The organism is Microbulbifer maximicatervae (SeqCode), from assembly GCF_052467815.1.
Genome location: NZ_CP174326.1, coordinates 2,975,657 through 2,994,774, shown reverse-complemented (window position 1 = coordinate 2,994,774; position 19,118 = coordinate 2,975,657). Strand labels below are relative to the sequence as shown.

General features: G+C 53.6%; 20 protein-coding genes. 4 read left to right on the top strand and 16 right to left on the bottom strand.

Features of this window, described 5'->3' with window-relative positions; genetic code table 11:
• Nucleotides 1-32 precede the first annotated feature (32 nt).
• The 9 genes from ACJJIW_RS13040 to ACJJIW_RS13000 all read right to left on the bottom strand — a co-directional run bounded on the left by ACJJIW_RS13040 (nucleotide 33) and on the right by ACJJIW_RS13000 (nucleotide 6,787).
• On the bottom strand, nucleotides 33-596 hold the full coding sequence (locus tag ACJJIW_RS13040) for a glycine zipper 2TM domain-containing protein (RefSeq protein ID WP_444894508.1): 564 nt from the start codon (nucleotides 594-596) through the stop codon (nucleotides 33-35).
• Nucleotides 597-731: 135 nt separating this feature from the next.
• Nucleotides 732-1,433 (bottom strand): DUF3106 domain-containing protein, encoded by a 702-nt coding sequence (locus ACJJIW_RS13035; protein ID WP_282931894.1) that lies wholly within the window; start codon nucleotides 1,431-1,433, stop codon nucleotides 732-734.
• The gene (locus ACJJIW_RS13030; RefSeq protein WP_282931893.1) at nucleotides 1,426-1,665 is read right to left on the bottom strand and encodes a hypothetical protein; all 240 of its coding nucleotides are present in this window, start codon (nucleotides 1,663-1,665) and stop codon (nucleotides 1,426-1,428) included. The genes ACJJIW_RS13035 and ACJJIW_RS13030 overlap by 8 nt, the downstream gene beginning before the upstream one ends.
• A complete protein-coding gene (locus ACJJIW_RS13025) occupies nucleotides 1,649-2,035 on the bottom strand; it encodes a hypothetical protein (RefSeq protein WP_282931892.1) in 387 nt (128 codons plus the stop codon). Before ACJJIW_RS13025 ends, ACJJIW_RS13030 begins: the two co-directional genes overlap by 17 nt.
• Nucleotides 2,032-2,556 carry an RNA polymerase sigma factor gene (locus tag ACJJIW_RS13020; protein WP_282931891.1) on the bottom strand — a complete coding sequence of 175 codons (525 nt, stop codon included), beginning with the start codon at nucleotides 2,554-2,556 and terminating at the stop codon, nucleotides 2,032-2,034. The genes ACJJIW_RS13025 and ACJJIW_RS13020 overlap by 4 nt, the downstream gene beginning before the upstream one ends.
• A 360-nt stretch (nucleotides 2,557-2,916) precedes the next feature.
• Nucleotides 2,917-3,333, bottom strand: a complete 417-nt coding sequence (locus tag ACJJIW_RS13015) for a hypothetical protein (RefSeq protein WP_444894509.1) — start codon at nucleotides 3,331-3,333, stop codon at nucleotides 2,917-2,919.
• A gap of 149 nt (nucleotides 3,334-3,482) precedes the next feature.
• A complete protein-coding gene (locus ACJJIW_RS13010) occupies nucleotides 3,483-4,847 on the bottom strand; it encodes an L-cystine transporter (RefSeq protein WP_282931889.1) in 1,365 nt (454 codons plus the stop codon).
• 157 nt (nucleotides 4,848-5,004) lie between these two features.
• Entirely contained in the window at nucleotides 5,005-5,466 is a 462-nt protein-coding gene (locus tag ACJJIW_RS13005; protein ID WP_444935398.1) for a TlpA family protein disulfide reductase, read from the bottom strand.
• Nucleotides 5,384-6,787 carry a YihY family inner membrane protein gene (locus ACJJIW_RS13000; protein ID WP_444935397.1) on the bottom strand — a complete coding sequence of 468 codons (1,404 nt, stop codon included), beginning with the start codon at nucleotides 6,785-6,787 and terminating at the stop codon, nucleotides 5,384-5,386. Before ACJJIW_RS13000 ends, ACJJIW_RS13005 begins: the two co-directional genes overlap by 83 nt.
• A 172-nt stretch (nucleotides 6,788-6,959) precedes the next feature.
• Here ACJJIW_RS13000 and arsC point away from each other — a divergent pair, with 172 nt between their 5' ends.
• From arsC to sppA, 4 genes are all read left to right on the top strand, one after another.
• On the top strand, nucleotides 6,960-7,304 hold the full coding sequence (gene arsC / locus ACJJIW_RS12995; RefSeq protein ID WP_444935396.1) for an arsenate reductase (glutaredoxin): 345 nt from the start codon (nucleotides 6,960-6,962) through the stop codon (nucleotides 7,302-7,304).
• Entirely contained in the window at nucleotides 7,304-7,924 is a 621-nt protein-coding gene (gene wrbA, locus ACJJIW_RS12990; RefSeq protein WP_282931886.1) for an NAD(P)H:quinone oxidoreductase, read from the top strand. Before arsC ends, wrbA begins: the two co-directional genes overlap by 1 nt.
• A gap of 10 nt (nucleotides 7,925-7,934) precedes the next feature.
• Nucleotides 7,935-8,282, top strand: coding sequence for a DUF2069 domain-containing protein (locus tag ACJJIW_RS12985; RefSeq protein ID WP_413664962.1), 348 nt, complete (start codon nucleotides 7,935-7,937; stop codon nucleotides 8,280-8,282).
• Between the two features lie 86 nt (nucleotides 8,283-8,368).
• Entirely contained in the window at nucleotides 8,369-10,234 is a 1,866-nt protein-coding gene (gene sppA, locus ACJJIW_RS12980) for a signal peptide peptidase SppA (protein WP_413664961.1), read from the top strand.
• Nucleotides 10,235-10,264: 30 nt separating this feature from the next.
• Here the strand turns inward: sppA and ACJJIW_RS12975 are convergent, their stop codons facing one another.
• The 7 genes from ACJJIW_RS12975 to purF form a co-directional block, all read right to left on the bottom strand.
• On the bottom strand, nucleotides 10,265-10,558 hold the full coding sequence (locus ACJJIW_RS12975) for a DUF3175 domain-containing protein (protein ID WP_413664960.1): 294 nt from the start codon (nucleotides 10,556-10,558) through the stop codon (nucleotides 10,265-10,267).
• Between the two features lie 72 nt (nucleotides 10,559-10,630).
• Nucleotides 10,631-11,839 carry an MFS transporter gene (locus ACJJIW_RS12970; protein ID WP_444935395.1) on the bottom strand — a complete coding sequence of 403 codons (1,209 nt, stop codon included), beginning with the start codon at nucleotides 11,837-11,839 and terminating at the stop codon, nucleotides 10,631-10,633.
• A 36-nt stretch (nucleotides 11,840-11,875) separates the two neighbouring features.
• The gene (locus ACJJIW_RS12965) at nucleotides 11,876-13,906 is read right to left on the bottom strand and encodes a transglutaminase TgpA family protein (protein ID WP_444935394.1); all 2,031 of its coding nucleotides are present in this window, start codon (nucleotides 13,904-13,906) and stop codon (nucleotides 11,876-11,878) included.
• Nucleotides 13,906-14,838 (bottom strand): DUF58 domain-containing protein, encoded by a 933-nt coding sequence (locus ACJJIW_RS12960; RefSeq protein ID WP_444935393.1) that lies wholly within the window; start codon nucleotides 14,836-14,838, stop codon nucleotides 13,906-13,908. The genes ACJJIW_RS12965 and ACJJIW_RS12960 overlap by 1 nt, the downstream gene beginning before the upstream one ends.
• Nucleotides 14,839-14,920: 82 nt before the next feature.
• Nucleotides 14,921-15,832: an AAA family ATPase gene (locus tag ACJJIW_RS12955; RefSeq protein ID WP_444935392.1), complete on the bottom strand. Its 912-nt coding sequence runs from the start codon at nucleotides 15,830-15,832 to the stop codon at nucleotides 14,921-14,923.
• 415 nt (nucleotides 15,833-16,247) lie between these two features.
• The gene (locus ACJJIW_RS12950) at nucleotides 16,248-17,429 is read right to left on the bottom strand and encodes an O-succinylhomoserine sulfhydrylase (RefSeq protein ID WP_444935391.1); all 1,182 of its coding nucleotides are present in this window, start codon (nucleotides 17,427-17,429) and stop codon (nucleotides 16,248-16,250) included.
• Nucleotides 17,430-17,613: 184 nt separating this feature from the next.
• Nucleotides 17,614-19,101, bottom strand: a complete 1,488-nt coding sequence (purF, locus tag ACJJIW_RS12945; protein WP_282931878.1) for an amidophosphoribosyltransferase — start codon at nucleotides 19,099-19,101, stop codon at nucleotides 17,614-17,616.
• Nucleotides 19,102-19,118: the final 17 nt, after the last annotated feature.

Here is a 19,118-nt window from a genome sequence, read left to right as displayed (position 1 = left end):
CTTTATAAACTCCCTGCCGCCCTCAACCGGGCTCAAAGAGCCGGTGAGACGTCGACATGGACCCGGATTCTATCGCCCGGATGATGGTCAGTGCGGGTCAAGTAAACTTGCCCATTATACCGATAGCGGACATCGTATCCGACTAATTCCCTTCTTGTAGAGTATTCATCTACAACATGGCAACGGGACTCTGTTGCATAGTGGATTGGAGCATTGGCACGGCTGATCTGGTTACCTACCAGGGCGCCCACCAAAGCCCCTGCGATTGTGGCGCCGCCACGATTGTGACTGCGATGATAACCGTAGCGTCCACGGTGGCCGTGATCGCCTAAGTTATTGCCGATTGCAGCACCTATAAGTCCCCCCACTACAGTACCTGCCGGGGAAGTCGGCTCGCGATAGGCAACCTGTTCATCGCGACACTGAGTCGTCGGTGTAACAACCTGAACATCGGTGTAGACGGGAGTAACCTCGGTAACTCGCGCATAATCATAGCCACCCGCAGCATAGCCTCGGGGGCCCGCGCTGGCAGTAGAACTTAGACCCACCAGTGCCGCAACTGCCGCACCCGCGATTAGCTGTTTGTATAGTTGCACGATATCTCTCCCGCTAGTCATCAACGGGAGCCAGATTACTTAAGATGATCTGAATAGACGCTGAATTACACTGTCGTAGCAGCGAGGTAAAACGATAAGCCAGCCTCTCAGGATTGGAATTTGAATGGCAGGGCACTATTCAGGAGCCCCAGATGAACTATCAGTCTCCTCATCACCCTCTCGTCGGTCACTGGCCTCTCGATCACGCCTTGGCCGAGAATCCTGGTGCCTTCTCCCCCTTTCGTGCTCCCTTCTGGGCCTATCTCCTCTCGCCCGGTCGCCCCTTGGTCGGTCTTCTCTGTGCCGGTTTCCTCTAGGTCTATTCTCATCGGACCTATCCCTCCTCGGCCCATCTTCCCTGAGTCTATCCCCTTGCGCTCGCTCTCCCCGAGCCCTATCACCTCTGGGCCTCGGCAATTCACCCCTATCGCCCCTAGCTTCACGCCAGCGCTCACGCATTTGCTCTCTCTGTTCGGGGGACATCTGTCGATATCTCTCACGGGCCTCACGGATACTCTCACGCCTACCTTCCGGCAGGTCGCGGTACTGTCGATAAGATTCCCGCAGCTGATTACGACGTTCCTGGGGCAGAGACTGCCATTTTTCATAGCGCTGCCGAGCATTGTCACGCTGCTCAGGGCTCATTGAGTTCCATCGGCGGGCACCCCGCAACAACCTCTCCTGCTGGCTCTCAGACATATTGGGCCAGCGTTTTTCCATGCCCTGTAACAGCTTCCGATCACTTTCACTTAGGCTGCTCCACTCCACCGACCATGCCATACCAGCCCAAAGTAGCGAGGCTGCCATCAAACAAGTTGCGACCAGGGTTTTAGTCATGACTGTCCCCCAGCCATATATCTCTGCTTTTGGTATCTTCCTGGGTTTGCCTGCGGCCCTGAACCAACTCGGGCTCTTCTGGGATAACAACATCACCTTGTTGATCGACCCACTCTTCCAGGAATAGCAGGAATTCCTCCGGCAGAGGCTCAGCGTCCTCCGCCTCGGTAATACCTGGAAATATGAGCGCACACATAGATATGATGAATAAAACACTACGAAGAGTGTCCATCCAACTCCTCCGCCAACCACTGATAAAACTCCATATCCTCAATCATCTCGATATCCATATCTTCGTCCAGGAGCCAATCACCGCTCACTAATAGCTCTGTACGATTCTCATTGTTAGTCACAGAACTGGGCCACCATAGAGCAAGAAATAGCACTGCGGCAGAAGCCGCGGTAACTGGAAGGTAGGGATACAAAGTGCTGGGTAAAAAGTACCGTTTTTTATTATTTTGATCTTGCGCTGCGGAGCGGATTCTTCGTAACTCGGCCAGGGTTTCCGTATCGAGTGACTTCTCTCTACGTATAACAGCGGCACTGGCGGCTCCGAGTATACGCTTCTGGTTAGTCGATGAATTATTACCCAAATTACTCATTCCATCGCCTCCAAATAAACCCGCAGGCTGCGCAATGCTCGAGATAGGTGAGTTTTCACACTTCCCTCGCTACAAGTCATAGCCCCTGCTGTCTCACTGACATTAAAGCCTTCAACGCAGCGCAATAAAAAAGCCTGCTGTTGACGCAGAGGTAACTTTTCAATGGCGCGGTCAATGGCATCAATCGTACGTTCACCGATCAAGGCACTATCTGGGCTGCGGCCGTTGGGGTCGGGAAATTCACTCAAATCCCATTCATCGCCTTCGCTATTAATAGGAAGTTTATCTTTCAACAGCTGCCAACGGGACAGGTTTTTCTTGCGACGATGCCAATCGGTTATGCGGTTATTAAGAATGGTAAAAAATAATGGGCGCCACTCAGCACGGTCTCGGCAGCTATAGCTTTTGACGAGTGCAAGCATAGAGTCCTGAACTATATCCAGCGCATCATCACGGTCCCCTACAGCATATTTCGCCATAGTGAATGCCCGCTTTTCTACTGAAGCGAGAAACTGATCCATAAAAGCCGATTGAGGTCCCTTGACGAGGATGAAACCCTTCTACAGCGATTGAGGAGCTGCTAAATAATTCCGTGATACATCAGAATCTCAGGGCAACTAACAGCCAAGGCGCGGCTTTATAGGAATGTCTAGACCTTTTAAGCAGTCGCAGCATAGAGTATGAGTTGCTCTGAAAACCCCATGGGGCGGGCCTCAAAAACCGCAGCTACTGCGTTATTCTTGCAAAGGGCAAAGGCCATGCACAGTAAGCCGCGTCTAACATCTGCAGTCTTCAAGGCCCACAGAAATATTACGGAATTAGTCAGAAGCTCCTCAGTTCGCCACAACCCAATAGATAATGCCAGCTAAAACCGGTAATGATTAATCGTTATCGTTGTCACGGGATCTGCGGTGGTGCTTTTTTTTCCGCTCGCCGCGCTCATTCTTACGATCATATCTATTATCTATTCGCTCACCCTTTTCATCGAGGCGCTCGTTAATTTTCTCACCTTTATTGTCCAGACGACTATCGATAAGATCACCTTTTTTATCCAAATGTGCAGCTAATTTATCTCTCCCATTAGCTGCCGCCCGCTCAGACCGCTGATCCAAGCGCTCGTTAATACGGTCACCCTTCTCATCCAGGCGATCTTCAATACGATCCCCCTTGCGGTCAAGTCGATTTTCAATATGGTCACCGTGATCGTGTCCATCGCCCCCACTGCTGCTTTCCGCCTGCAGTGCGAGTGGAAAACCAAGACTTAACGCCAGTACTGACAGCCCTATCAGTTTATTCATAAGTTGCTCCAGTTCCGTGAACAAAAAACTCAACAAGTTAACAGCACTGACTATAACGTCGATCACTGAAACCGGTTGACAGGGAACTGGTAAACGTCAGCAAATTCAAAAAGCACACATAACTGAAAGCCGGATACTCTCCCTTTAACTTACCCCTCTACAACTTCCGGGCCGGGCACTTCATCGCCAAGCCAGCGTTGTGTCAGGGTGCCAGCGGTCATAGCGCCGTTAACATTCAGCGCGGTTCGCGCCATATCAATCAGAGGTTCAACAGAAATTAGCAGTGCCGCGATAGTAACTGGCAACCCCATTGCCGGCAGTACCACCAAGGCTGCAAAGGTCGCCCCTCCACCAACGCCCGCTATACCGAAAGAACTGATCATTACAACCGCCACTAAAGTAGCAATCCATACCGGGTCCCATACATTGATCCCCATCGGCACTGCCACCATCACTGCCAGCATAGCCGGATAAATACCGGCGCAGCCGTTTTGCCCAATAGTCGCACCGAAAGATGCAGAGAAATTGGCAATTGCTGGAGACGTACGCAGCTGGTCCACCTGAGTCTCGACATTCAGGGGAATAGTTGCAGCACTGGAGCGGGAGCTAAAGGCAAAAACCAGCACCGGCCATACCTTGGTGAAATAGTGCAGCGGATTGATACCATTAAACAGTAGCAGCAGACCGTGCACCAGGAACATCAAACCAATAGCGGTAAAGGAAGCCAGCACAAAACTCAATAAGTTAAGAATATCCCCCATACTGGATTTAGCGATCAGGCCTGTAACCAAAGCCATCACGCCGTAAGGGGTAAAAGCCATCACTAGTCGCACCAGCTTCATAACCCAGACTTGAGCCACATGAACGAAGCGTTCAATCGCTGCGCCCTCTTCGGGAAATTCACGGCGCACCGCCAAGGCTGCCAGCCCTAAAAGCACCGCGAATATAACCACCGCTATAACAGAAGTAGAGCGAGCTCCGGTCAGGTCCAGAAAAATATTGCGCGGCACAAAAGAGGTAATAATCTCAGGAATGGAAAGGTCTGTGACCTTGCCAATGCGCGCATTCAGCACTTCCACTCGCGCAGCTTCCCTGGAACCCTCAACCAATCCCGCAGCCGACAAACCAAATAACTCGGCCATAGCCACGCCAATTAGAGCGGCCACCGCCGTTGTTCCTAATAGCACCCCCAGGACTGAAATACTGATTTTGCCCAGCGCCTGGGTATGGCTGACTTTAACTACCGCCACTAATATGGAAGTCAGCACCAGGGGCATCACGAGTAAATACAATAGATTTACGTAACTGTCCCCTATCATCTCTACCCAAGGTATTACCTCTGCGGGCGCAGCCCCCCATCCGCGAGACAGTTGCAGGGTGCCTCCAAAGATAACCCCAAGAATAAGGCCTGCCAGCACTGCTGGTGCGAGGGAGTCACGGCCTCGCTGCCAGCGAAAAAGTCCGTATAGAAAAACAATAAATAGAAGCAGAAAAGCAAATGAACTGATATGCATAAGGTCTGGGTCCCACCCGGAACGAAAGGGGAAAGTGGCGGCATGCTATCAGCGATCCGTCACAAGCCTATAGATGTGTTAGTTATAGTTTTATAAAGTTTGGGAGCTTCTAAGAACCCACTGATACCCCGCCGACTTTTACCAGCATTAGTACTTACTATAAATTGAGAGCCGTAATAAAGTCGTCTCTATCCTGCGGCCCAACCAATGTTTTTTGCCAGCGTCCATCGGTACCAATAATGAACGTAGAAGGCAGCACCTCCGGCTTCTCCTGCCCCCAGCGCCCTTGCGGTTCGGCCACTAGGACGGGAAAAGTAATGCCCAACTTTTCCACCTGTTTTTGTATTTCCGCAACCGGTAAATTGTCGAAGTTCACCCCGACAACAACGACATTGTCGTTACCCTTGGCCAGTTGATTTAGGACCGGGATCTCCTCTCGACAGGGCTTACACCACTCTGCCCAGTAGTTAACCAGCAAAACTTTGCCCGATACATCCAACCCTCCCCCATCAATGGCTAGAAGCGATTTATCGTCTTTAGCGCAGGCGCTTATTCCGCATACCAACAAAAGAAAGGTGACCGCTGCTGCTCTTGTCATCTTCACTTTGACTATTTTCATCAGGCCCACTTTCTCCCCCGGTTTCAGAGTTTGTTTGCTTATCATCAGTCCCGCCGTCGTGGCCCAGCTCAAGGGGCTTATCTTCAGCTTCCTTTTGCTCGGCCTCCAGGAACAACTCTCCAACAGTAATACCTAATTGCTCCCGGGTTGACTCTCTGGCATTGGCAAAGCGTTGCTCTACCTCTCCATACCAGGGCAATCCATCCAGACTCGCAGGAATTCCACTGGGCATCCAATCCACGCTCAACCAACCCGCCAATTCAACCAGAGACACCGTATTCAGATCCCTCAGCAAAACATAATCATTGCGATCGGTCTGGGTCACCATACGATTAGCCTGAAGGATATTCCGCAACCTTCGCCACTGAACAAACTTGATTCCCATACGGGAAATATCGCGCTCCTTCAGAGGCCTCCCCTGCGCGCATTTCTTATACATCTGCCAGAGAACAATAAGGAGGGCAACCAGGTCAGAATGCTCCCGCTCCTGGGTCGCAGCTTGATAAACCGATAGTGTGCGCACCAACACACAGCCGGCCAGTACCAGTATCCACATCAGATAAATCCAAAGCAGGAACAGGGGAACAACAGCGAATGCCCCATAAATTGCCTGGACTGAACTCCGCGCTACCAACAAGCCGAATAAGTACTTCATAACCTCGAAAGCAATCGAGATTATGATCCCCCCCTCTATTCCGTGGCGCAACGGGACATTGCAATTGGGCACAGCTATGAACAGTAGGGTAAAAACTATGGAGCTGAAAATAAACGGCAGAACCCTGAATAACAACGAAGTTACCTCAAAGGAATCGGCCCCACCCACGAAAAATTTTTGTGAAAAGACAAAAGTACTTGTCGCCAGGCCCGCCCCCAATAGGATTGGACCCAGACTTAATATCGCCCAATACAAAAGAAAACTCGAAACGCCGCTGCGGCCTTTTTGGACGTCCCAGATAGAGTTAAAGGTCCCCTCGATACCGCGAAGGGTCAAACCGGCAGTAATAATCAGCATCGCGATACCAACGCCAGTCAAACGCTGTGCCTGTTCGGAAAAACTGCTGATATATTTTTGGATCTCGCGCCCACTCTGAGGCAAAAAGTGGGTGAACAGTTGATCCTGTAACCTACTCTGCAAGCCGGCAAAGTCGGGAAACAGTGACAACATGGCGTAGCTGACCGTCACTAGGGGAACTATGCCAAACAGTGTCAGGTAAGTAAGAGCAGCCGCGCGTTGCCGACAATCCTTTTCATCAAACAGTTTCCACAGTGACGTCGCAAAGCGCAGCCAGTGGTTTCCCCAATCCTTAACGGTGCTTCTCATCGTGATCTCTCTATGCCTGGACATCTCGCCCAGGCCGCAGTATTACTGCCCCAAATAGCCAAGGAGCTCCCGAAAACCCCGCAGGACGTTGGGGGGATTATTCAGAAGCGCCTTAGAACTCCGCAACATTCTTCGGTTAGAATACGCCAAACAGTAACAGGATGCCGCCACAATGTGGACGATTTACCACAACCCCCGCTGCTCAAAATCCCGCCAAACCCTACAGCTATTGCAGGATAACGGTATTGAACCGGAGGTGATTCTCTATCTACAAACCCCACCTTCTGCCGAGGATATTCAGAAGTTGCTGCACAAACTGGATATTGATGCACGACAGTTGTTGCGCACTGGTGAAGAACCCTACAAGCAGTTAAACCTGAAAGACAAAGATCTGGCCGAATCCCAGTTAATTGACGCAATGGCTCAAAACCCTATTTTGATCCAACGCCCGATCGTTATAAAAGGCGACAAAGCAGTGATAGGACGACCCCCTGAAAATGTACTGGGGCTGATCTGATGGATCGGGACAACGAAGGCTATGTCCTCATCCTCTACTACAGCCGCACCGGCGCCACAGCGCGCATGGCCACCGAACTGGCTCGCGGCGTAGAGGCCAGCGGGATTACCGCTCGCCTGCGCACCGTGCCTGGCGTATCCCCAGACACCGAAGCCAGCGAGCCGCCGGTCCCCTCCGAAGGCGCCCCCTACTGTACAATCGAGGACCTGCGCAATTGCTCCGGTTTACTGATGGGCAGCCCCACCCGCTTTGGCAACATGGCCTCTCCGCTGCGCTATTTCCTTGACCAAACCAGTGATATTTGGCTCGATGGCAGCCTTACCGGTAAGCCGGCTGCGGTATTTACCGCCACTGGCAGTCTTCACGGTGGTCAGGAAACTACGCTGGTATCCATGATGCTGCCGCTGCTGCACCACGGCATGTTGATCGCCGGCATCCCGTACTCCGAAGCCGCCTTAATGCGCACCCGCACTGGCGGCACACCCTATGGTGCCTCACACTGGTCCGGTGAACACGCCACATCGCTTTCCGATGACGAAGTAACCCTGTGCCGGGCACTGGGCAAGCGAGTCGGCAGCCTGGCACAGACGCTGGATAATTCGCATAACGGCGACAACTAGAGGATAAAGTGTGAACGATTCTGTACAGCGCAAGCTCAAGATAGCGCTGCGAATTAACTGGATTTGTTATATCGGCATGCTCGTACTGTTTGTCGTCTGGAATCTATTCCTCGAAGGCGGCTCATTATTCCTGTGGTGCTTGCAGACCATACCACTGCTGTTGGTACTACCCGGGTTACTAAAGCAGCACTATCGTAGCTATCTGTGGCTCTGTTTTATTCTTTTGCTGTATATCACTGCCAGTATTGTCGACGTAATGATGCCTACACGCGGCTGGCAGGATGGCGTACTGGTAGTCCTTAGCCTTATCCTATTCTTTTCATCAATGATGAGCAGCCGCTGGCATCGCATGCAATAAGCCTTGGCGAGATTCACATTGCTTGTGATTTTGTAACCGATAATTTGACAACGCTTGCCCCTCAGCGCACTAAGGAGTTTTGAGGTTTGACTGATTCATCCAATGAGAAAGGACTGTTCCGCAGCTTTTTTGGTGCCATTGGCGGCTCAATTACCTGGCTGAGGCGAGTGTTTACCAACCTGGTATTCCTGTTAATACTGGTATTCCTGGGTATCGCAATTTTTGGCAAGGACGAACAGCTGGTAGTCCCACAAGGCGCGGCCCTTCGAGTGGCTCCGAGTGGATTTCTGGTAGATGAGCTCAGCCAGCCCAGCGGATTACCGATTTTCTTCGGTGGCTCACAGGGGCCAGCGGAAATCAGGGTTAAGGATCTTGTCGACTCTATCGACAAAGCCGCACAGGACAAACGCATTTCCGCACTGGTGCTGGAACTCGACAATATGGTCGGCGGCAGTCTCAGTAAGCTCGACGAGATTGGCGCAGCCCTGCAGCGCTTCAAGGCTGCCGACAAGCCCATTTATGCGGTGGGTGATAACTACACCCAGGCGCAATATTTCCTCGCCAGCCACGCCGACAAGGTGTACCTGAATCCAATGGGTTCCGTGATGCTCACCGGCTTTGGCGTCTATCGGAATTACTATAAAAGCGCCCTTGAAAAGCTCAAAGTCAATTTCCACGTGTTCCGCGTTGGCGACTACAAGGATTTTATCGAACCCTATACTCGCGACGACATGTCTCCGGCTTCCCGTGAGAATAACCAGCGCTGGCTGCATGAACTCTGGAGTGAATACACCGAACAGGTGACCGGCCTTCGCAACCTGCCAACTGAGAGCATCGATCTATTTATCGATGAGTTACCCCAGAAACTGCAGCAGCATGAGGGCGACTGGGCACGTACTGCTCTGGCCAATAAACTGGTCGACCAACTCGCCAACCGCAACCTGGCAGTTCAAGAGCTACGCAAAACCATTGGTGAAGATGAGAACGATGAACGCAGTTATAAAGCCATCGATGCCCTCACCTATCTACGCAGCCAAAAGCTCAGCGAAGTCGCCGCCAAGAAAGAACCCAATAAGATTGCCTTAATCACGGCAAGCGGTTCTATTGTCGATGGCCGCGCTCCCGCCGGCAGGATCGGCAGCGAAAGCCTGGGAGAACTAATCGCACAGGCGCGCAAAAAAGAAGTTGATGCACTGGTTCTGCGCATTGACAGTGGCGGCGGCTCCGCCTTCGCGTCAGAAGCAATTCGACAAGAGTTACTCGCCACCCGCGAAGCCGATATCCCTGTCGTTATCTCCATGGGCAGTCTGGCCGCATCTGGTGGCTACTGGATTGCTACCGGCGGCGATCGAATCTGGGCCTCTCCCGCAACCCTGACAGGCTCCATTGGCGTATTTGGCGCCTTCCCGACCTTTGAGGATTCCCTTGAGGCACTGGGTATTTATACCGATGGTGTGGGCACTTCAGACCTGGCCGGCAGCATGCGGTTGGATCGTGCCCTACCCGAGGCAGCCGCCAGTATCCTGCAACAGGGAGTGGATAATACCTACGCCAGGTTCCTGAGAATTGTGGCCGAGTCCCGTGGCAGCACTCCTAAGGAAGTGCACAAAATTGCCCAGGGCCAGGTCTGGACCGGGCGAGCGGCTAAAAACCTGGGGCTGGTAGACGATCTGGGCAATCTCAACGACGCCATTGCCGACGCCGCACAGCTTGCTGAGATCGAAGAATACGATGTAATAGAGATCCAGCGCGAGCTGACTCCCGGCGAAAGATTCCTGCGCGCCCTGAGCGATAATGTGGATGCACGTATCGCCGCCAGCCTTGAGGCAAACCTGCCACTCGGCGCCTGGTTAAACAGCTTACAACCGGTTTTGGCACCAATCGGCGAACTGCAGAGCTTCCGCGACCCGCGCGGACTCTACGTGCGCTGCCTGCCCTGCCTAGCCCCCTAAAAGACTTCATCGCCTCTACCCTGCGCCGGCTCAATGCCGGCGCGGACGCCCATAAAGCTCACGCAATTCATTTTTCGCGGCCTCCAGGATTCTGCGCCTGCGCGCAGGTAAATGGTGGCCCGCACGATTGATATAAAAAGTGAGCATAGACATGGCTGAACGGAAAGGCTCTGATTTGCGCTGCTGACTGGCCTCAGCTGCACTCTTCAGGGATTTGGCTATCGCTTTTGGATCATCCAGGCTAAATACACCGGCTTCAAGGTCCAGCGCATGGCTGTTTGTCGTGACTCTCTGTGACCATTTGGCACTTTTTACTGATACCAAACCCCACCTCCATAACCACAGTTCCCTGTTAAATATATGGTGGCTCAACTGGATTTGGTCGTTACGGAATTCCTAAACCTCGCTATCGGAAATTTTAACCTGCCGTAGAGCCCCACTCAGGGCAACCAGTGCGAATGCCAATAAACTCAGGATTCCCGCCCACAATAGTGTCGTCAGAGGCGCTGCAACCTCGCTCAAAACACCCGCTGCCAGGGCTCCCAGCGCCGCAGAGCCAAATAGGGCAAATTGATAAATGGAGATAATGCGACTGCGATAATCCGCCGGCGCCATCAATTGCACAATGCCTCGCCCCAACCCTGCGGAGGCTGCCGCAACCGCCCCCCAACACAGACACAACAGGATCAAGCCAAACTTTGTTGGCCCCAGGCTGATAGCAATCAAGAGTGCTGCGCTGTAAAGCAAGCACATCAAAATTCCCCGCCCTGGCTCTTGTCCCTGCCCCCGTCTCAACATGGTCACCGTCGCGATCACCGTGCCCGCTATAAATGCCAGCTGCAGGGTCGCGTAGTAACCGGCACCGCGACCGTAGTCCTCGGCCAGCAGCGGTAAGACCACCAGGAAAACCCCGATATGCACAAAGCCATTGAATGCCATCAATGCGGTCAGCTCCCGCAAAACCGGGTGTTTCCATGCCTGACTGAGACCATCCAGAATCAGGGTATGGGGTCGCTTCTCTGGTGCCTTTTGACGCTCTTGAGGCTGACGCAAGGAGAAAAGCAATAATGAAGCCACTAGCACAACGACAATCTGTATACCCAGCAAGTGCTGCAAGCCCCACTGGTCAAATCGACTTGCTAGCAGCATACCCACCGCCTGGCCGCCGTACTGCGCCAACATCATCCAGGTTACGGTTTTTTGCACGCCTCGCTCAGTGGCCTGCCCCTTGCGGTTGCGGGCACTGCGCTGCACCAAGTTATCCCGTGCCGGCTGTAAAAAAGCGCTGCACACCCCCAGGCAAATTCCGTAAACCATCAAGGTGGATAAATTCAGGACATGGAAGGTGAAATACAACAACAATGCGGTATGGCAAAGCGCCAGGCCCAAACAGGCCAGAGCCGACACCAGAGCCGGGTCTCGCCTATCCGCCAAAGCGCCGCCAAACAGCAGGAATACCAGGTTTGGCAGCAATACTGATGCCTGAATCCACCCCAATTGCAGGGCCGGAAGATCCACGATCGTCAGCGCAATCCAGGGCAGCAATATCACCTGCAACCCGGTTGCCAGGGAGGTGCCGCTATAGCCCAGCAGAAATCTTTGCAATCGGGTTGGCATTCTAGATACGAAATAACTCAATGATTAATAACCCGCCAACTCGCTCTTTTGTGGCACCATATTTTCCGAGTGCCGCAACCAGAAATACCAACTTGACAGCTGCCGCAGTTTTTTCAATGCGCGGGCATCGCCACCGTAGCTCACCGCTTCAAACGCCTCTGTCACGGCCCCAGCATAATTCGCCAACTCCACTCTCTCCTCGGCAATTCGGCGAGCGTAATTACCTGCCGTCTCGCCAGAACGCCGCCTGATCCCGTTGCGGGCCATACGCTGGCAAAAGCGCTGGTACAGTTTTTCCGCAGGCGTCAACTTGGGCCTGCCTGCGGTGCGAGCGGCCCAAAAACTGATACCCAATAGGAGCACAAAAATCGGAACCCCTAGCAACAAGGCCATACGCATCGGGGAGAGATCACCAAATATTCGCTGCAGCAAATTCTGTTGCCGATCGGCATCAAAGCTCACTACGGTTTGATACCAACGGTAGTTGATCATATCCCACTGTAAGCGCAACTGGCTGAGAATGCCGATACGGTGCAAAGGAAACAGGGAGTCCTGCATAAACTCCTCACCGGCTGCACTCTCCAGACCGTCGCGTACACGCTCTGGTGCCACTGCCGCAGTGGGGTCTACACGCTGCCAGCCGCGATCATCAAGCCAGATTTCAGCCCAGGCGTGGGCATCGTATTCCCGCACCAGCAGGTACTCTTCTCCACTTACCCACTCACCACCCTGGTAACCAGCCACCACCCGCGCCGGCACTCCCGCTGCGCGCATGGCAAACACATAACTACCGGCAAAGTGCTCACAGAACCCCTGTTGGCTATCGAAAAGGAATTCATCGATGGTATCGCCTCCCAGTGCCGGGGGATTCAAGGTATAAGTGAAAGCGTTGTTGAAGTGCGTCAGCAGCTGGGAGGAAACCGCCTCAGCACTAAGCCCCTGATCCCGCAGGGAAGCCATCCACTGGCGGGTACGGCTATTGCCGTAACTGGGAAGTTGCAAATTCCTGCGCCGCTCCGCATTGCTGAGAGTAGCACTGAGTGACAGGGTTTCTCTCGGCCAGGAACTTACCTGGTAAGAAAAGCGGTTGAAAACCGGGGTCCGTTTTACCAGGCGATCATCCGTTGTCTCTCCCACACCCGCGCTCTCTGAAGCCGGTTTTGCCATAGCGAATAGCCAAGGGCTGCGGCTCGCTTCCTGGATAACCTGGTAGCGATAACGGGGACCCACTTGTGGAAGCACCTGCTCACCACTTCTCCAATACACTCGCCCGCCATTTCGAGGGTCAACACCATAGCCCTGGCGCCAGGTACGCCCATCAAATTCCGAGTACACCAAGCCCCTCCAGTAGCGCTGCTCAGGCGGGGGCACAGGTCCATCAAAGGAGATACGCAAGGTCGGCTTGCTGGATTTGGAAAGCTCAGTAAAGTCTCCCGGGGCCATCGAATCACTGACTCCAGTGCGCCCAGCGGAAGTATTTTGCGGTACTGACCAGAGCGGCCCCAGCCTCGGCATAACCAAAAACAATAGCACCATCAGTGGCGTGGCCTGCGCCATCAAACGCACAGACAATCCGAGAGCCCGGCGCGGGCGCGCACTGAACTGCCCCAACTGTGCCGCCAGGGCTGCAGTAATCACTAACACACTAAACAGGCCGTAAAGCGCGTAGGGGATGGTCTGCTCCTGGACAAACAGGGTTGCAGCAACGAAATAGGCCAGCAGCAAGCTGACAAAAGCATCCCTGCGACTGGCCAACTCAAGATTTTTCAGGGTAAAGGAAATTGCCAACAATGCGATCATTGGCTCTAGAGCAAACCAGCGCCGGTAGGAAAGAGCCAGTCCTGCCAACGTCAGTGCAATCACTGTTATTTTTAGCGTTCGCCCTGGTAAGTCCTTGCGCCCGCGAAAGACTTCCAGACGCCAATAAACCGCAAAGGCCCAAGCAAAAGCCACCCACAGAGGAAGCATTGTGAATTGCGGCAACAGGGCGACAAACTGGGCGGCAAAAATCCACAGCAAACTCTCCCTGGGCAATAAATCCTTATTCGCAATCATCACTGGCCTCGCCCCGGGTACAGAGCCAATGCCAGTAAAACCTGCTGCCGATGCTCAGCCCCCAGCGAGGGTTCTAGCGAAACGCCAGGCAGGCGCAAACCATAAGCAACGCTTTGTTTTTCCGCTTGCAGGACCCAGTCACAGAGATTGCTCAAACGCATTTCCACACCCTTGCCTTCGAGCAAATCCCAATCGAGCCACAACCGCGTATCAGTTTTGCGCTCGTAATCCTTACTGTAGAGATCCCGCCCGGCCGCATATTGCTTCCAGGCTACATGACGCAGGGAATCACCCGCTTGATAGGGTTTCAGCGCAGCATAGTCCTCTCCACCCCGCTGCACTTCGCCAAACTTTCCCTCGGCGATAGCTTCGCCTACAGGTAATGGGCCTGCAGAGATAGGGCGGGGGTATACCAAAAATTCGACATCAAGGTCGATGCGGCTCCAACAGCGAAATAGCCCGAGAGGGAAACGACTTTCAATCCTCAACCGAGGTGCCTGCACTCGCCCACGTTTTACTACCGGCATAGAGATACAAATATCCGCACTTCTCTGCTCGCACAAATCCACGCGACTGCCCTGCTCCGGTGGCCAACTCAGCTCGAGCCATTCCCGCTCCCGCTTGCCCTCACAACTGACATTAATTTCCGCCTCGGCAAAATCACCAGCAAAAGCTGCCCGGGTATCCAGAAGGCGCAAGTGCACGCCACTTAAATTGGCAAAGGTGTGTAGTGGCAGTACCGCCAAAATGCTGACCAACAAAAATGTCAGAGCGAAAACCAGGTTGTTTTCATAATTGGTGCCCAGTAGCCATAAAAGTGCAATCACCAACAAGAAACCCAGGCCTGCGCGCGTGGGCAGGATAAATAACCGACTGTGGTTCAAGGTAATCGCTCGGGCCCGCGGTGCCCGGCGACTAAGCCAGCGCTGCATAAGGTTGCGCCAATATTCCACCAGTAGGTGTATCGGATTGCGGGAAGGGTTCCGACGTTGGGGGTGACTTACACTCATCGACTCAGGCCGCAATCACATCCACTTGGCGCATCAGACGCTCAACCAACTGCTCGCCGTTGCTGCCATCGCTCTGTAATCGATGTCCTACCACCGCCGGCAACACAGCCTGGATATCCTCCGGCAAAACATGGCCGCGATTGTGAATCAACGCCCAGGCTTTGGCTGCGCGTAAAAGGGCCAAAGCGCCTCGGGGTGATAAACCCACTGCGCAATCCGGGCTCTGGCGGGTTTGCAAAACCAGTCGCTCCAGGTAATCCAGCAGACTGTCAGAAGTTTTCACCTGTCCAACCAGGCTTTGCATTTTTCCGAGTGTGCCAATATCAATTCTGGGTTTTAATTTCGCCAGCTGCTGCCTCGGATCGGCCCCCATAAACAAAGCCCGCTCCGCCTCCCGGGTGGGATAGCCGAGACTGATACGCATAAGGAAGCGATCCAGTTGGGATTCCGGCAATGCAAAGGTGCCCGATTGTTGCATCGGGTTTTGCGTGGCAATCACAAAAAATGGCTGGGGCAGTGTGCGGGTCTCGCCATCGACACTCACCTGGCGCTCTTCCATAGCTTCTAACAGCGCACTCTGGGTTTTTGGCGATGAGCGATTAATCTCATCCGCCAATAACACCTGGCTAAACACAGGTCCCTCGTGAAAGTGAAATTGGCTGGACTCCCGATCAAATATCGAAACACCGAGAATATCCGCCGGCAACATATCGCTGGTGAACTGCACCCGCTTATACGTTAGCCCCAGCACCTGTGCGAGTGCATGGGCCAAGGTGGTCTTACCCATGCCCGGTAGGTCTTCGATCAACAGGTGGCCTTTTGATAACAAACAGGCCAACGCCAACTTCACCTGGCGCTCTTTACCCAATAAAACGCTGCCGATATCAGACACTATGGCGGAAACTATTTTTTGCACGGCAAATCCATTACTGCTCAATTTTTCTCAAGGGGGCTATTTCTGCACACCGGCAGGGGCGCGACAAAATGCAAACGCTACCGGAAGCGGCGGGCAGTATTCCACTGTCCGCCAGGGAGCCTCTGGATAACTCCGTGATACCTCTGGCATGCAGCGCGGTTCACAATCAAGGCGCGGCTTCGCAGGAATGTCTAGACCTTTCAAGAAGCTGCAACACAGAGTGTGAATCGCTCTGCAAGCCCCGAAGGGCGGGTCTTGAAGGCCGCATCTGCTGTGTTGCAGCTCTTGCAAAGGACTGTGGCCATTCGCGGCACACTACGCCTAACATCTGTAGCCTTCAAGGCCCTCAGAGGTAGTGCAGAATTATTCAGAGGCTCCCTAATAATCATAGGTAGCTGGGCGCTTACGCCAGCGCTTATAACTGGGATAATCCACGCATCAGGTCGCGCTTGAGGTCCTCAACATTTTCCAGCCCTACCGAAACACGAATCAAATTTTCGGTAATTCCGGCGCGAGCCTTATCTTCATCACTAAGGCGGCCGTGGGTTGTCGTGGCAGGGTGCACAATAGTGGTTTTTGCATCCCCCAAGTTGGCGGTGCAGGAGAGGATTTTACAATTGTCGATCACTTTCCAGGCAGCTTCGCGACCACCGCGCACAGTAAAACTCAGCACTGCGCCAAAAGCGTCCTGCTGTTCCCGCGCTAGGCGGTGTTGGGGGTGTTTAGGCAAGCCGGTGTAATTTACCTTCTCAACCATCTCCTGCTCATCGAGCCACCAAGCCAAGTCGAGTGCATTGGTGCAATGCGCCTGCATACGCAGCTTTAAAGTTTCCAGGCCTTTGAGGAATACCCAGGCATTAAACGGGCTCATACTCGGTCCGGCAGTGCGCAGGAAAACCACCAACTCATCCATTACATCCTTGCGACCAACAGCAACACCACCCAGGGCCCGCCCCTGGCCGTCGAGGAATTTGGTTGCGGAGTGCACCACAATATCAGCGCCCATGGAAAGAGGTCGCTGCAGTGCCGGGGTACAGAAACAGTTGTCAACAACCAGCATGGCACCAGCGCTGTGGGCGATCTGTGCCAACGCGCGGATATCCGCCACTTCACACAGGGGGTTGGAAGGCGTCTCCATAAACAGCAGCTTGGTGGAACCATCTACGGCCTGCTTCCAGGCATCCATATCGGTCAAATCGACATAGCTCACCCGCACGCCGAACTTTTCCATATAGCGGCCAAATAAAGCCGTGGTGGTGCCGAAAACACTGCGGGAACAGATAACGTGGTCGCCACTTTTCAGTAACGCCATACAAATACTGAGAATGGCAGCCATGCCGCTAGCAGTGGCTACCGCAGCTTCACCGCCTTCGAGAGCAGCGATGCGCTCTTCAAAAGTGCGTACTGTGGGGTTGGTATAGCGGGAGTAGACGTTGCCGGAGCTTTCGCCAGAGAAGCGCGCAGCAGCCTCTGCAGCGGAGGGGAAAACATAACTGGAGGTGAGGTAAAGTGCCTCGGAGTGCTCTCCTTCCGGTGAGCGAACCTGGCCGGCGCGCACCGCCAGGGTTTCCAGAGCGTAACCGTCGTCTTCAAACATATACCGCTTCCTGGTCAGTATTTTTGGAAGCAGTCATCTTAACCGAAACGATCTTAACTGGCGCCCTCTTCTGCCGCGAGAAAAGGACGCTTACGCTTTTTTACTATTGGCAGGCTACAAAAACGGTTTTTTTTGCCGCCCGCCAATCAGGTGAAGGATATTTAGATATTCCCCCAAGGGCGAATTACAAAGCGTTGGCGTCGGCCTTTTTACGCTTGGCCGTATCATTGCGCTGAGCGTGCAGATCGTTCAGGTATTCCTCGTCCACATCACCGGTGATGTAATTGCCGTCGAATACAGAGCAATCAAAGCGATCAATTTTTTGCTTGCCGCCGCTGGAGCTGACCACCAGATCTTCCAGCTCCTGGTAGATCAACCAGTCTGCGCCAATCTCCTCACAGATTTCCTCGGTGGTGCGACCGTGAGCCACCAGCTCAGTGGCGGAGGGCATGTCGATACCGTAAACATTCGGGTATTTTACCGCAGGGGCAGCACTGGCGAAGTACACTTTGGCAGCACCGGCATCGCGGGCCATCTGGATAATCTGCTTACAGGTAGTACCGCGCACAATGGAGTCATCTACCAGCAACACATTCTTGCCACGGAATTCCAGCTCGATGGCGTTGAGCTTCTGGCGAACCGACTTCTTGCGCTGCTTTTGACCGGGCATGATGAAGGTCCGGCCGATATAGCGGTTCTTCACCATACCTTCACGGAATTTCACCCCCAAGCGGTGGGCTACCGTCTGACCTGCCGTGCGGGCAGAATCCGGGATCGGGATAACCACGTCGATATCGTGATCCGGGCGCATGCTGAGAATTTTGTCCGCCAGATGCTCCCCCTGACGCAAACGCGCCTTGTGTACCGATACGCCATCCATAATGGAGTCAGGACGGGCAAAGTACACATGCTCAAAAATACAGGGAGTCAAAGACGGGTTATCTGAACACTGCTCGGAGTGCACAGTGCCATCCAATTCGATATAGAGCGCTTCGCCAGGAGCGACATCGCGCACCAGGGTGTAACCCAGTACGTCCAGAGCCACGGACTCGGAAGCCACCATATATTCGGTGCCCTTCTCGGTTTCACGCTTGCCGTAAACCAGCGGGCGGATACCGTTGGGATCGCGGAAAGCGACGATACCGTATCCGACAATCAGGGCAACACAAGCGTAGGCACCGCGCACGCGCTTGTGTACAGAGCGCATCGCACTGAAGATATCTTCGGCTTTCGGCTGCAACTTGTGCAACTTGTGCAGCTCGTGGGCGAACACGTTCAGCAACACTTCCGAATCAGAATCTGTATTGATATGGCGCAGGTCCTGCTGGAAGATCTCATCGACCACCTCGTGCACATTGGTGAGGTTGCCGTTGTGAGCCATGGCGATGCCGTAGGGAGAGTTCACGTAGAATGGCTGAGCCAGCGCCGGGCCGGAGCTACCGGCAGTGGGGTAGCGGACGTGACCAATACCAAAATTGCCTTTCAGACGCTCCATGTGGCGCGCGCGGAATACGTCGCGAACCAGACCATTGGCTTTCTGCTGGTTCAGGCGATCATCGTCACAGGTAACGATACCGGCGGCATCCTGTCCCCTGTGCTGTAGCAGAGTGAGCCCATCATAGAGCTGCAGATTGACGTCACTCTTACCGACGATACCGACGATACCACACATATATTTGACCCTATTGA